The sequence below is a fragment of the Kitasatospora sp. NPDC041917 genome (assembly GCF_055589745.1).
Window position 1 is genome coordinate 75,743 of the sequence record NZ_JBVJBI010000036.1, and the last position, 13,233, is coordinate 88,975.

10 protein-coding genes are annotated in these 13,233 nt (G+C 74.8%); 4 read left to right on the forward strand and 6 right to left on the reverse strand.

Features of this window, described 5'->3' with window-relative positions:
- Positions 1-31: 31 nt before the first annotated feature.
- Positions 32-1,051 (forward strand): ArsR/SmtB family transcription factor, encoded by a 1,020-nt coding sequence (locus ACZ6EM_RS31530; protein ID WP_465773820.1) that lies wholly within the window; start codon positions 32-34, stop codon positions 1,049-1,051.
- A gap of 133 nt (positions 1,052-1,184) precedes the next feature.
- Entirely contained in the window at positions 1,185-3,488 is a 2,304-nt protein-coding gene (locus ACZ6EM_RS31535; protein ID WP_465773821.1) for a glycosyl hydrolase family 18 protein, read from the forward strand.
- A gap of 192 nt (positions 3,489-3,680) precedes the next feature.
- Here ACZ6EM_RS31535 and ACZ6EM_RS31540 read toward each other — a convergent pair whose 3' ends face one another.
- Positions 3,681-4,937, reverse strand: a complete 1,257-nt coding sequence (locus ACZ6EM_RS31540; protein WP_401054124.1) for a geranylgeranyl reductase family protein — start codon at positions 4,935-4,937, stop codon at positions 3,681-3,683.
- A 176-nt stretch (positions 4,938-5,113) separates the two neighbouring features.
- Between ACZ6EM_RS31540 and ACZ6EM_RS31545 the strand changes: the two genes are divergently transcribed.
- Complete coding sequence (locus tag ACZ6EM_RS31545) at positions 5,114-6,478, forward strand: dipeptidase (protein WP_359915229.1); 1,365 nt, start codon at positions 5,114-5,116, stop codon at positions 6,476-6,478.
- Here ACZ6EM_RS31545 and ACZ6EM_RS31550 read toward each other — a convergent pair.
- On the reverse strand, positions 6,454-7,332 hold the full coding sequence (locus ACZ6EM_RS31550; RefSeq protein ID WP_465773822.1) for a DUF4184 family protein: 879 nt from the start codon (positions 7,330-7,332) through the stop codon (positions 6,454-6,456). The two genes, ACZ6EM_RS31545 and ACZ6EM_RS31550, sit on opposite strands and share 25 nt — an antisense overlap.
- Positions 7,333-7,553: 221 nt before the next feature.
- Positions 7,554-8,621 carry an NUDIX hydrolase gene (locus ACZ6EM_RS31555; RefSeq protein WP_380545947.1) on the reverse strand — a complete coding sequence of 356 codons (1,068 nt, stop codon included), beginning with the start codon at positions 8,619-8,621 and terminating at the stop codon, positions 7,554-7,556.
- 443 nt (positions 8,622-9,064) lie between these two features.
- Here ACZ6EM_RS31555 and ACZ6EM_RS31560 point away from each other — a divergent pair, with 443 nt between their 5' ends.
- Positions 9,065-10,090 carry a ribokinase gene (locus ACZ6EM_RS31560; protein WP_465773823.1) on the forward strand — a complete coding sequence of 342 codons (1,026 nt, stop codon included), beginning with the start codon at positions 9,065-9,067 and terminating at the stop codon, positions 10,088-10,090.
- Here the strand turns inward: ACZ6EM_RS31560 and ACZ6EM_RS31565 are convergent.
- The 3 genes from ACZ6EM_RS31565 to ACZ6EM_RS31575 all read right to left on the reverse strand — a co-directional run.
- Complete coding sequence (locus tag ACZ6EM_RS31565; protein WP_401055003.1) at positions 10,074-10,940, reverse strand: C40 family peptidase; 867 nt, start codon at positions 10,938-10,940, stop codon at positions 10,074-10,076. The genes ACZ6EM_RS31560 and ACZ6EM_RS31565 overlap by 17 nt on opposite strands.
- Positions 10,941-11,239: 299 nt before the next feature.
- Positions 11,240-12,661: an AMP-binding protein gene (locus tag ACZ6EM_RS31570; protein ID WP_401055002.1), complete on the reverse strand. Its 1,422-nt coding sequence runs from the start codon at positions 12,659-12,661 to the stop codon at positions 11,240-11,242.
- A gap of 290 nt (positions 12,662-12,951) precedes the next feature.
- On the reverse strand, positions 12,952-13,233 hold a 282-nt coding region (locus ACZ6EM_RS31575), incomplete at its 5' end, for an electron transfer flavoprotein subunit alpha/FixB family protein (protein ID WP_355269736.1).

The window sequence follows — 13,233 nt, forward strand, 5'->3', positions numbered from 1 at the left end:
GCCCCGGCCGATCCCCGCAGAAGGATGCCCCGTGCACCGGTTCACGCTCCGCCTGGCCGACCTCGCCACCACCTGGTTCGCCGTCTCCCCGATCCACGAGGCGGCGCTCAGCCTGCGGATGTGGACCCACCCGGGCGTCTACCACCTCCAGACCCGGGCCTTCGAGCAGCTCAGGCCCGCCTTCGAACGGCTGGACTCCCGTCTTCTGCTGTCGCTCGTCGCCGAGAACCGCTTCGTCCCCGACTTCCTGACGCCGCGCCCCACCTCCCCCTCCCCCGAGTTCCGCTCCGAGATCGCGACCGTCCGGGCGTTCCCGCCGGAGCAGTTGCGCGCCGAACTGGAGCAGACGTTCCTCTCGCACGGCCAACCGCTGCCCGCCGCACTCGCCGCCGGACTCGCCCGCCCGGAACGGCTGTTGGCGCGGATCGCCGACACGCTGGAGGAGTACTGGGAGGTGTGCCTCGCCCCCGCCTGGTGGCCGCAGGCCCGCGCCGTTCTGGAGGCCGACCTGGTCTACCGCGCCCGGCTGCTCGCCCAACACGGCGCGGCGGCCCTCTTCGCCGACCTGGACCACCGGCTCCACTGGGAGAACGGCGTCCTGTCGATCAGCCGGAACTGGACGGACGGGGACGTGGAGACGCCCGTGGACGGGCGCGGCCTGGTGCTCTGTCCGACCTTCTTCGTCCGCGGCGCGATCACGATGATCAGCAATGACCGTGCGCCGCAGATCAGTTACCCGGCACGCGGACAGGCCGGGCCGGCCGGCCGGGGCACGCCGGTGCCGCCGCAGGCCGTGGCGGCGCTGGTCGGCGCGCCGAAGGCTCGGCTGCTCGCGCTGCTCGCCGAGCCCGCCTCCACGACCGACCTCGCCTTCCGCCTCGGCGTCACCCCGGGCGCGGTCAGCCAGCACCTTTCCGTCCTCGCCGCCACCGGCCTGGTCACCCGGGCCCGGCACGGCCGCTCGGTGCTGTACCGGCGCAGCCCGCTCGGGGACGAGCTGACGGGAGCGAAGCCGGGGACCGGGAGCCCATCAGTGGTACAGACCTGTTGACGCATTGGTCCAGTCCTCCTACAGTTCCCATGCCTTCGCCTCCCCACGGCACAGGCATCGATCGCACACGGATCAATGGATCAACCAAGGTTCTACGTCACCCTGTTCAACCCCCACAGCCACAGGGAGAACCATGTCCGCTCGATCCCGGGCCGGGCGCCCGCGCGTGCGCAGCAGACTGCTGGCACTGCTCTCCGTCCTGCTCCTTCCCCTCGCCGCGCTCACCGCGCTGGCCGCCCCGGCGAACGCCGCCGGAAAGCTCACCGCCACCTTCACCACCGCCGACAACGGCTCCTGGTGGCAGGGCACCTACATCGTCCACAACGACAACGCCACCGCGGTGAGCGGCTGGACCCTGGAGTTCGACCTCCCGGCCGGCGTCACCATCGGCAACAGCTACAACGGCACCGCCACCGTCAACGGCCGGCACGTCACCGCCACGGCGGCGTTCTACAACTCCACCGTCAACGCCCACAGCACCACCGAGCCGTACAGCTTCTGGTTCGTGGGCAACGGGCCGGTCTCCACCCCGCTCAACTGCCGTATCAACGGCGACAAGTGCGACGGCTCCGCGGACGTCCCGCCGTCCGCGCCGGGCACCCCGACGGTGACCGAGTCCACCGCGCACACGCTCGCGCTGAGCTGGCCGGCCGCCACCGGCGGGGACTTCCCGGTCGTCGGCTACGACGTGCTGAGCGGTGGCACCGTGCTCGCCTCCGGCCCGTCCACCGGCGTGCTGGTCACCGGCCTCACCCCGGCCACCGCGTACACCCTGACCGTCCGGGCCAAGGACAGCCGCGGCAACACCGGCCCGCTCAGCCCGTCCGTCACCGCGTCCACCTTCGACCCGTCCACCGACACCTCGCCGCCCACCGCACCGACCAACCTCCGTGCGACGGCGGTCAGTTCGACGGACGTGAAGCTCGCCTGGAACGCCGCCACCGACAACGTCCGGGTCGCCGCGTACGACGTCTACCAGGGCAGCACCCTGGCGGCCACGGTCACCGGCAGCACGCTCGGCGCGACCGTCGGCAGCCTGTCGCCGTCCACCGCCTACACGTTCACCGTGAAGGCCCGGGACCCCGCCGACAACGCCTCACCCGCGTCCGCCCCGCTCTCCGTGACCACCTCGGACCTGGTCGGCGCCGGAAAGTACGCCCGGGTCGGCTACTTCGTCCAGTGGGGCATCTACGGCCGCCAGTACTTCGTCAAGAACCTGGACACCTCGGGCGCCGCCGCCAAGCTCGACGTCATCAACTACGCCTTCGAGAACATCGACCCGGTCAACTTGACCTGCATGGCGGGCGTCACCAAGGGCACCAGCGGCAACCCGGAGGACCCGGACCAGGGCACCGGCGCCGGTGACGCCGACGCGGACTACGGCCGGGCGATGAGCGCCGACCAGTCGGTGGACGGCGTGGCCGACGACGGCTGGGGCAAACTCCGCGGCAACTTCAACCAGTTGAAGAAGCTCAAGGCCAAGTACCCGAACCTGAAGGTGGTCGTCTCGCTCGGCGGCTGGACCTACTCCAAGTACTTCTCCGACGCCGCCGCCACCGACGCGTCCCGGCAGAAGTTCGTCAAGTCCTGCATCGACACCTGGATCAAGGGCAACCTGCCGGCCTACAACGGCGCCGGGGGCGACGGCGTGGCCGCCGGCATCTTCGACGGCATCGACCTCGACTGGGAGTGGCCCGGCTCCGGCGACGGCCACCCTGGCAACCACTGGAGCGCCGACGACAAGGGCAACCTGACCCTGCTGCTGGCCGAATTCCGCAAGCAGCTGGACGCGTTGGGCGGCTCGCACAAGCTGCTCACCGCCTTCACCCCGGCCGACCCGGCGAAGGTCGCCGCCGGCTGGGACCTCTCGAAGATCTTCGGCTCGCTGGACATCGCCAACGTCCAGGGCTACGACTTCCACGGCTCGGGCAGCGACAACTCCTGGGAGCCGAACCGCACCGGCCACGCCTCCAACCTCTACCAGGACCCGAACGACCCGTACACCACCCACTTCAGCGTGGACACGGCCGTCCAGACGTACCTGAACGCCGGGGTCAACCCGCACAAGCTGACCATCGGCTTCCCGTTCTACGGGCGCGGCTGGCAGAGCGTCGCGGACGGCGGCGCGAACGGCGCCTGGCAGTCGGCGAACGGCGCCGCACCGGGCCAGTTCTCCGACGAGGCCGGAACCCGCGGGTACAACAACCTGACCACCAGCCTCTCCGGCCTCAAGGTCTACCACGACCCCAAGTCCGTCGCGACGTACGGCTACACGGGCGCCGGCGGCCAGTGGTGGACCTTCGACGACGCCTGGTCGATCGCGCAGAAGACCGCCTACCTCAAGTCGAAGAACCTGCTCGGCGGCATGATCTGGGAGATGTCCGGCGACACCCCGTCCGGCACCCTGATGTCCGCGCTGGACACCGGCCTCAAGTAGTCCGCCCGAGACCGCCCGGGCCCACGTACACGCCCGGCCCCGCCCGGCCCCGCCCGGCCCCGCCCGGGCCCGCGTACACGCCCGCCGCGACCCGGGCCCGCGCAGCCCGCGCCGCAGGCAGGACGGGGCCGGTGCTCCTCCCCGCACCGGGGAGGAGCACCGGCCCCGCGTCACGACGGCCGCGCTGCCGCGCTACCGCGAGGCCATCGCCGTCAGCCGCCGCGCGGCCCGGTACTGCCGCAGCACCTGGGAGAAGGAGGTGTGCCCCTGGGTGGTCCGGGCGAAGGCCCGCCAGGCCGCCGGCACCAGGCAGACCGCCGCGTGGAACAGGTACGGCCGCCGCTCGAAGGCGCCCAGCAGCTGCTTGCCCGCGCGCATCTCCACGCCCAGCCCGGCCTTGACCGCGAACGCGTAGTTCAGCGCCTCGCGCCGCACCGCCGCCGCGTCGCCCGCCTCGGCGACCTTCACCGCCCACTCGCCGGCCAGCCGGCCCGAGCGCAGCGCGTACGAGATGCCCTCGCGGGTCCACGGCTCCAGCAGTCCGGCCGCGTCCCCGGCGACCAGCACCCGGCCGCGGGAGAGCGGCGAGTCCTCGGCCCGGCAGCGGGTCAGGTGCCCGGACTCGACCTGGGGGGTGAACCCGGACAGGCCCAGCCGGCGGATGTAGTCGGCGAGGTACTGCTTGGTCCGCTCGCCGTCGCCGCGCGCCGAGATGACGCCGACGGTCAGGCTGCTGGTCTCGGTCTTCGGGAACACCCAGCCGTAACTGCCGGGCAGCGGGCCCCAGTCGAGGTGGATCCGGCCCGCCCAGTCGGCGGCGACCTGCGCCGGCACCGGGATCTCCGCCTCCAGGCCGAGGTCGATCTGGTCGAAGGTCACACCGACGTGCCGGCCGATCCGGCTCGCGCTGCCGTCCGCGCCGACCACCGCACGGGCCTCGAAGGTCCGCCCGTCGGCGGCCGTCACCAGCGCCGTCCGGTGCTCGCCGCCGCGCTGCTCGACGCCGGTGACGGTCACTCCGGTGACCAGCACCGCCCCGGCCTGCTTGGCCGCCTGCACCAGGCGCAGGTCGAACTCGTCACGGTTGACCAGGCCGAACAGCATCCGCTTGGACCGCCGCGTGCGGGTGTACCTGCCGTCGTAGGCGAAGGTGACGGCGTGCACCCGGTCCTGCAGCGGCAGCCGGAAGTCCGGCGGCAGGCTGTCCCGGGAGGGGCCGATGATGCCTCCGCCGCAGGTCTTGTACCGGGGGTGTTCGGCCTTGTCGAGCAGCAGCACCCGGCGGCCCTGAGCCGCGGCGGCGTGCGCGGCCGAGGAGCCCGCCGGTCCGGCGCCGACCACCACGACGTCCCAGACGCCGTCCAGCGGCGCGGCCGCGTCGTCGGTCGGACCGTTCTCGGCCGGGCTGTCGAGCGGGCTGCGGGAATCGGAGCTTCCGGAGTCAGTCACGTCGAGCAATCCTATGCGTCCGGCCCCGCCTGGCGAGCGCGCCGCCCCCGCACCGGCGCCACCCGCTCACCCCGCACCCTCGGAACTCCCCGTTCCGCCCGCCTATGATCGGCACTACCGCAAACCACCTCCTCCGCCCGGTCCACCCCAGGGCGGACCGTCTCCTCGGAGCCCCGATGTCACAGCCCCTGGCCGACGCCGTCCGGTCCCTGATGGACCGTGCCCGCACCGACCTCGCCGAGCTGGTCGCCTTCCCCTCGGTCGCCGATCCGCGCCAGTTCCCGGTCGAGGAGTGCGAGAAGGCCGCGCACTGGGTCGCCGAGGCCTTCGCCGCCGAGGGCCTGACCGGCATCCGGCTGCTGGACACCCCGGACGGCACCCAGTCCGTCTACGGCGAGCTGCCCGGCCCCGAGGGCGCGCCGACCGTCCTGCTCTACTCCCACTACGACGTCCAGCCCCCGCTGGACGAGGACGCCTGGCTCAGCCCCGCCTTCGAGCTGACCGAGCGCGACGGCCGCTGGTACGGGCGCGGCGCCGCCGACTGCAAGGGCAACATCCTGATGCACCTGACCGCCCTGCGGGCGCTGCGTCAGGTCCACGGCGACGCCTACCCGGTCGGCCTGAAGATCATCGTCGAGGGCTCCGAGGAGCAGGGCACCGGCGGCCTGGAGCGCTACGCCGAGGCCCACCCCGAGCTGCTCACCGCCGACGCCATCGTCATCGGCGACACCGGCAACTTCGCCCCCGGCCTGCCCACCGTGACCGCCTCGCTGCGCGGCATGACGGTCGTCGAGGCCACGGTCACCACGCTGGCCGGCAACCTGCACTCCGGTGCCTTCGGCGGCGCCGCCCCGGACGCCCTCCAGTCCCTGGTCCGGATACTGGCCTCGCTGCACGACGAGAACGGCGACGTCGCGGTGGCCGGCCTGACCGCCGACCAGACCTGGTCCGGCGTGCAGTACCCGGAGGAGCAGTTCCGCGCCGACGCCAAGGTGCTCGACGGCGTCGCCCTGACCGGCACCGGCACCATCGCGGACCGCCTCTGGGCCCGCCCGGCCGTCACCGTCCTCGGCATCGACGCCCCGCCGGTGATCGGCGCCACCTCCTCCGTCCAGGCCACCGCCAAGGCCCTGATCAGCCTGCGCGTCGCGCCGGGCTCGGACCCGCACGCCGCCCAGGACGCGCTGGTCGCCCACCTGGAGGCGCAGGTCCCGCTCGGTGCCCGGCTCACCGTCGAGCGCCAGGGCAACGGCGCGCCGTTCCGCGCCGACACCGGCGGCCCGGCGTACGAGGCGATGGGCGAGGCGATGGCCGAGGCCTTCGGCACCCCGATGGTCACCTCCGGCGAGGGCGGCTCGATCCCGCTCTGCAACACCCTGCGCTCGCTCTACCCGCAGGCCGAGATCGTGCTGATCGGCGTCGAGGAGCCGACCACCCAGATCCACGCGGTCAACGAGAGCGTCGACCCGCAGGAGCTGGAGCGGATGGCCCTCACCGAGGCGCTGTTCCTCCGCCGCTACGCCGAACTGCGCTCCGTCTGACGGACCTTCGGGGCGGCGCCGCGGGGAGCCCGCCCGACGGCGTCCGGCCGTCCGCCGCGCAGTCGGCGGGCGGCCGCCAGCACCGCCGCGTACCCGACCGCGCCCGCCGCGAGCCCGGCCCCGGCGCCGAAGCAGACCTCCGGCACCAGGTTCCGCCGCAGTGGGCTCAGCCGGTGCACCACCCCGGCGGCCGTCGCCGCGCCCAGCAGCGCGACGGCCGCGCGCCGGGTCCGGGGCGCGAGCCGCACGGCCGGCCGCACCGGCTCCACGGCCCGCACCGCACGCACCGCCCAGCCGCCCAGCGCCGCCAGGGCGAGCGCCGAACTGCCGTACTGCACCGCCTCGTACAGCGGGACCCCGGCCACCGGCCGGTCCAGTACGGGCAGCAGCCGCACCCCCAGCCGGCCCCCGTGGGTGAACGCGTCCCAGCCGACGTGGGTGGCCGCGCCGATCGCCGCCGAGGCCGCGAACCACGCCGCGCCACCGACCGCCCCGACGCCTGCGGGGCCCTGGGTGTCCCCGGAGTCCCGGGTGTCCGCAGCCCGGCGGGCGGTCAGCGCCTCGGCGCCGCCCGCCCAGCGCTCGGGCAGCAGCGCCACCACCGGCGCGCGCAGCAGCCCGTGCCAGCCGGCCACCAGCGCGCCGGCGACCGCCACGTCCAGCGTCGGCACCGCCCACCAGCGGTGCGTCAGCCCGCCGTGGGCGTACACCCCGGGCAGCAGGGACTCGGCGAAGAACGGCACGTCCGGCGCCATCGACCCGGCGACGAGCGCCGAGGCCACCAGGGGCCCGCGCGCGCCGGCGGCACGCAGCAGGGGCAGGACGGCGGCGGGATGGCTCAGCGTGAACGGCATGCCCCCATCCTCCCGCCCGCCACCGCGGCACGGCGCACCGGAGGTGCACCGGATGGGGTTCCACGGGCCACCACGCCGGCCTCCCGCCCCGCCCGCCGCCCCGCGCCGACGGATCCCGCCCCGACGCCCCTGCCCCGCCCCGACCGGCCCCGCCGACCGACCGACCGCGCCCACCGGCCGTAGCGCCCACCGGCTGTAGCGCCGCGTCCGCCGTACCGGCCCTACGCCGCGTCCGCCGTGCTCGCCAGCCCGACGGCCACCCGGCTCCCCGCCTCCAGGTACTGCAGCTCGCCGCTCCGCCGCGCGTCCAGCGCGGCCGCCAGCCGCCGGTAGCGCCCCGGCGGCAGCAGCTCGCCGGCCTCGTCCAGGGTGACGAATCGCCAGCTGCGCAGCTCCTCCTGCTGGAGCAGCAGGTGCTGCCGGCCCTCCTCGTCCAGCAGGCCGCCGTCGTACATCAGCCGCAGTCCGCCGCGGCGGGGGCCGGTGCGCGGCTCCCAGTCGACGGCGAGCAAACGCAGCGTGGACGGGTCCAGGCGCAGGCCCAGCTCCTCGGCGGTCTCGCGCAGGGCGGCGTCGGTGGGGGCCTCGCCGCGCTCGACCACGCCGCCGGGGAAGTCCCAGTCGGGCTTGTAGACCGGGTCGACCAGCAGCACGCGGTCCTGCTCGTCGAAGAACAGCACGGCGGAGGCCACGGTGTCCCCGGTCGGGTCCGGGGTCTGGACGATCGGACAGCGGGCGGCGCCGACCCGGACCAGCTCGGCGATCCGGTGCGCGGTCTCCCGGGGGGAGAGCTCGCTGGTGTCGATCATCCGGGCGTCCCCGACCAGCCAGCGGCGGGCGGCGCGGTAGTGGGGCAGGTGTTCGAGGCACCAGGTGCGGACCCGCTCGCTGCCCTGCGGATCGCCCGGGCACTCCTCGCGGTGGGCTATGCGGTCGCGCAGGATCGTTTCTTCAGGGTCCAGCACGAAGTGGTGCACCGTGATCCCGTGCGAGGCCAGATCGCCGAAGATCTCGTCCCGGTAGTCCTCCCTGAGCAGGGTCATCGGGACCACCAGCGGGCCCCCGACCTCACCGAGCAGCGCCGCCGCCGTCTCGGGGACCAGCCGGCGCCAGGCCGCCAGGTCCTGGAAGTCGGACACCGTCGCCAACCGGTCGGCCGGGAGCATCCGGCGCAGGCCGAAGCCCACCAGCTCGGGATCGAAGAGCACGCTCCCGGGCAGCAGTTCCACCAGCTCTCGGCAGGCGCTCGTCTTGCCCGCCCCGAATGTGCCATTGACCCAGACGATCACAACGTCCCCTGCCCTCGACTTCCCCCGATGCCGTTCGCACCGGGCAGCGCGCCCGTCCGTCGAACCAGCGCCACCCGTGGTGGTACCCGCGCCATGCCGCTCCCCATACCTCCCCGGCGCGCCCGCCCCCACGCCCCGGTCTGCCCCGTGACAGCGGCATGTGCCCAGGTCAGGAGCCCATGGACGGAAATATGCAGACCGGTCTACATCAAAATTGCACCCCTTCACCACGGCGGGAGCACAGGGCGCCCGATGGGTCGACCTGCCGCGCGCGCCCCGCTCGTACGCTCCGCACGCCCCCACCCGTGCACCATCGCGCTCCCGCGTGCACGCCCCGTGCCCGCTCTGTGCTCACACCGTGCCCGCCCCGCGTTCGCCTCCGCGTTCGCCCGTCACCGCCCGCCTCCTTGCGCCACCCGCGCCCCGCCGCGTACAGAGGAACGATGAAGCTGCTTCCCGCCGGTCGGGTCGTCGTCATCGGCTCGGTCAACACCGACCGCATCCTCCGCTGCCCCGTGCTCCCCTCCCCCGGTGAGACCGTCCTCGCCACCGGCGCCGCCCGGGGCTTCGGCGGCAAGGGGGCCAACCAGGCGGTGGCCGCGACCCAGTTGGGGGCGGCGACGCACCTGGTCGCCAAGGTCGGGCGGGACGCCGAGGGCGAGGCGGCGCTCGCCGATCTGCGGGGCGCGCAGGTCGAGACGGGCGCCGTCCTCACCCACCCGGGGGCGCCCACCGGTCAGGCGATCGTCCTGGTCGACCCGTCCGGCGAGAACAGCATCGTCGTCGTGCCCGGCGCCAATGCCCACCTCACCCCGGAGGAGGTCACCGCCGCGCTCACCCGCCTCCGCCTGCTCCCCGTCGACGTGGTCCTGACCAGCAACGAGGTCCCCGCGGAGTGCATCCGGGCGACCGCCGCCGCCCTCCCCGCCGCGGGCCCCTCGGGCGGCACCCGCTGGCTGCACAACACCGCCCCCGCCGGGGCCCTGCCGGACGCCGGCCCCTCCGGACGCCGCCCGCTGGTCGTCGCGAACGCCGTCGAGGCCCGCCAGCTCACCGGCGCCGCCGACGTCGCCGAGGCCGCCCGGGTCCTGGCCGAACGCGCCGAGGGCGCCGTGGTCACCCTCGGCGGCGAGGGTGCGCTGGTCGCCGTGGACGGAACGTCCGCCCGACTGCCCGCCCCCGCCGTCCGGGTGGTCGACACCACCGGCGCCGGCGACGTCTTCTGCGGCGCCCTGGCCGCCGCGCTCGCCCGCGGCGCCGCGCTGTCCGAGGCGGCCGCCACCGCCGTCGCCGCCGGGGCCTTCGCCGTCACCGGCCTCGGCGCCCGCGGCGCCGTGCCCCGCCCGACGGACCTCCGACCACGCGTCGGCGAGCACCGGGCCCCGCCCGCTCAGCGCCCGCCGGGGGCACCGGGCAGACCCGGCACCCCCGACGGGCGGGCGTCCGGCCCCGCTACGGGCGCCCCATGAACGCCGGGTAGTAACCGCTGCTGATCCCCGAGACCCGGACGTTGGTCCCGGGCCGCGCGGCCTCGACGTACCTGTTGTCGCCCAGGTAGATCGCCACGTGCTGGATGCCCCGGGCGGTCCCGTCCGGCGCCCAGAACAGCAGGTCACCGCGGCGCAACTGGCTCGCCCCGATCGGCGTGGTCGCCGCGTACTGGTCGTTGGCCACGCGCGGCAGGTCGATCCCGCCGCGCCGGAAGGACTGCTGCACCAGGCCCGAGCAGTCGTAGCCGTCCGGCCCGTTGCCGGCCCGGCGGAACGGTACGCCCAGCTGGGCGAGGGCGAACTGCACGGCGGTCTCGACGTCCCGGTCCTCCGCGACCGAGTCGTCGTAGTGGCCCGAGCCCGCGGAGTCCGACGAGGAGCCGCCGCCGGTGCGGTCCAGGTAGATGTCGTAGTGCGAGGTCCAACGCCACTCGCCCTTGCTGTTGCGGAACCAGTAGCGGGAGCCGTCCCAGCCCTCCCGGATCCCGCCGGAGCCGCTCGTGGCCTTGGCGGCGGACGCGGAGCCACCCCCGGTGCGAGCCGCGTACACGCTGTAGTGCGAGGTCCAGCGCCACTGCCCCTGGCTGTTCTTGAACCAGTACCTGGAGCCGTCCCACCCGGCGTGCGCCGGGGCGGGCTCGGCGGCCGCGGGGCCGGCGCCGAGGCCGAGGCCGATCACGCCCGCCCCGGTCGCGACCACGGCCACCATGGCTATCCCCCGACGGAGTCGCGCGGTGCGGGACGGACGGGAGGTACGGACGGTGGCGGCGGGCTGCTGCCCGGTCGGTTCGCCGGCGGCCGCCGGCGCGCCGGTGTTGACGGTGGTCATCGTGCTGACTTCCTTCACTGCTGCGGATCGCTGCGGACTGCAGCGGATTGCTGTGACCGGCCAGGACTGGCCGTGCTTGTCGGCAGGGTCCCCGCCCGGCACGCCGCGGCTTCCGGTCCTGCGACCGGAAGCCGCGGCGTGTCGTCCGGGGATTCGGTCCTGCCTGCGTGTCACGTTAGGCACGCGTCCGCTCACTGCGCGCAGTGGAGTGCGCCAATGGAAGGGTCACCGGTGGTGAGCACCGACGGCGCATCAGGGTGAACGGCCGTCATCCGAGGGGGCGTCCGGCATCCCCCTCCTCAGCGGCCGCCGGCCTCCGCCAGCAGCTGCTTCTTCAGCACCTTTCCCAGCGCGTTCCTGGGCAGTTCGGGCACCAGGACGACCCGGCGCGGCCGCTTGTGCACCGAGAGCCGCTCCGCCACGAAGGCCGTCAGCTGGTCCCCCGTCACGGCGCCGTCCGGAATGACGTACGCGACGATCGCCTGTCCGAGGTCCTCGTCCGGCACGCCGACCACCGCCGCGTCGGCGACCGCCGGGTGGTCGCGCAGCGCGGCCTCCACCTCGCCGGCGCCGATCCGGTAGCCACCGCTCTTGATCAGGTCCACCGAGGCGCGGCCGACGATCCGGTGGAAGCCGTCCGCCCCGATCACCGCGACGTCACCGGTGCGGAACCAGCCGTCCGCCGTCCACGCCTCGGCGTCCGCGTCCGGCCGGTTGAGGTAACCGCTGAACAGCGTCGGGCCGCTGACCTGGAGTTCGCCGACGCTCTCCCCGTCCCGGGGCACCGGCGCGCCGTCCTCGCCGACCAGCCGGGTGCGGACCCCGTCCACCGGCAGCCCGACGCTGCCGGGGCGCCGCTCGCCGTCCGCCCGGGTGCTGACGGTGATCAGCGACTCGGTCATCCCGTACCGCTCGATCGGGGCGTGCCCGGTGAGCGCCGCCAGCTTCTCGAACACCGGGACGGGCAGCGGCGCGCTGCCGGAGACCAGCAGCCGGGCCGCGGCGAGCCGGGCCGCCGCGTCCGGATCCGCCGCCACCCGGGACCAGACGGTGGGCACGCCGAAGTACAGGCTGCCGCCGGCCGCCGCGTACCCCGCCGGGGTGGGCCGCCCGGTGTGCACCAGGCCGCTGCCGGTGCGCAGGGCGCCGAGCACGCCGAGCAGCAGCCCGTGCACGTGGAACAGCGGCAGGCCGTGCACGAGGGTGTCCTCGGCGGTCCACTGCCAGGCGGCGGCGAGGGCGTCCAGGTCGGCGGCGATCGCCTCGCGCCGGATCACCACGCCCTTGGGCGCGCCGGTGGTGCCCGAGGTGTAGAGCACGAAGCCGGTCGACGCGGCGTCCGGCTCGGCGTGGGTGGTGGCGGAGCGCTGCTCGGGGTCGACCGGCAGCCCCGCCACCGAGGTGTCCTGCGGCAGCGTCTCCCCGACGGCGTGCGCGAGCAGCGCCGCGCCGGAGTCCCGCAGGATGTGCTCGCGCTCCTTGGGTCCCGAGTCGGGCGGCAGCGGCACCACCGGGACGCCCGCCAGCAGGCCGCCGACCACGGCGGTGACGGTCTCGACGGTGGGCCGGGCGAGCACCGCGAGCGCCGGGGCGCCGGCCACCCGGTCGGCGACGGCGGTCGCCGCGCCCAGCAGATCCTCCCGGGAGAGGGCCCGGCCGTCGATCCGCAGCGCCTCCGCCCCGTCGCCGAAACCGCCCCGAAGTGCCGTCAGCAGTGCCATGCCACCGTCCTCGCCTCGTCCCACGCCACCGCGCCACGCCCGTGCGCCACGCGCTCGACCCGCGTGTCCGCCTCCGCGTCGCGCGTCGGCGCCGACTCTACGGGCCGCCGCCCCGCGCGCCGCGCTCCGGGGACGACGGGCGGGGCCGGCGCTCAGGCGCCGAGGGGGCTGGGCCGAGGAGGGCGGCGTGCCGGGGGTGCTGCCGGAGAACGACGGAGAACGACGAAGAACGACGGAGGGCGTGGCACCGAGTACCACTCGGTGCCACGCCCTCCGCTGTCGTCCGGGGATCAGGCCTTGCGGGCCTTCACCTCGGCGGTGAGCTGCGGCAGCACCTGGAAGAGGTCGCCGACCACGCCGTAGTCGACCAGTTCGAAGATCGGGGCCTCGGGGTCCTTGTTGACGGCCACGATGGTCTTCGAGGTCTGCATGCCGGCCCGGTGCTGGATCGCGCCGGAGATGCCGGCCGCGATGTAGAGCTGCGGGGAGACCTGCTTGCCGGTCTGGCCGACCTGGCTGCTGTGCGGGTACCAGCCGGCGTCCACGGCGGCGCGCGAGGCGCCGACGGCCGC

Excerpts from the sequence above, each read along its gene's own strand:
- ACZ6EM_RS31545 (WP_359915229.1), top strand. The coding sequence starts at position 5,114 with ATGTCACAGCCCCTGGCCGACGCCGTCCGGTCCCTGATGGACCGTGCC.
- ACZ6EM_RS31560 (WP_465773823.1), top strand. The coding sequence starts at position 9,065 with ATGAAGCTGCTTCCCGCCGGTCGGGTCGTCGTCATCGGCTCGGTCAAC.
- ACZ6EM_RS31535 (WP_465773821.1), top strand. The coding sequence starts at position 1,185 with ATGTCCGCTCGATCCCGGGCCGGGCGCCCGCGCGTGCGCAGCAGACTG.
- ACZ6EM_RS31550 (WP_465773822.1), bottom strand. The coding sequence starts at position 7,332 with ATGCCGTTCACGCTGAGCCATCCCGCCGCCGTCCTGCCCCTGCTGCGT.
- ACZ6EM_RS31570 (WP_401055002.1), bottom strand. The coding sequence starts at position 12,661 with ATGGCACTGCTGACGGCACTTCGGGGCGGTTTCGGCGACGGGGCGGAG.
- ACZ6EM_RS31565 (WP_401055003.1), bottom strand. The coding sequence starts at position 10,940 with ATGACCACCGTCAACACCGGCGCGCCGGCGGCCGCCGGCGAACCGACC.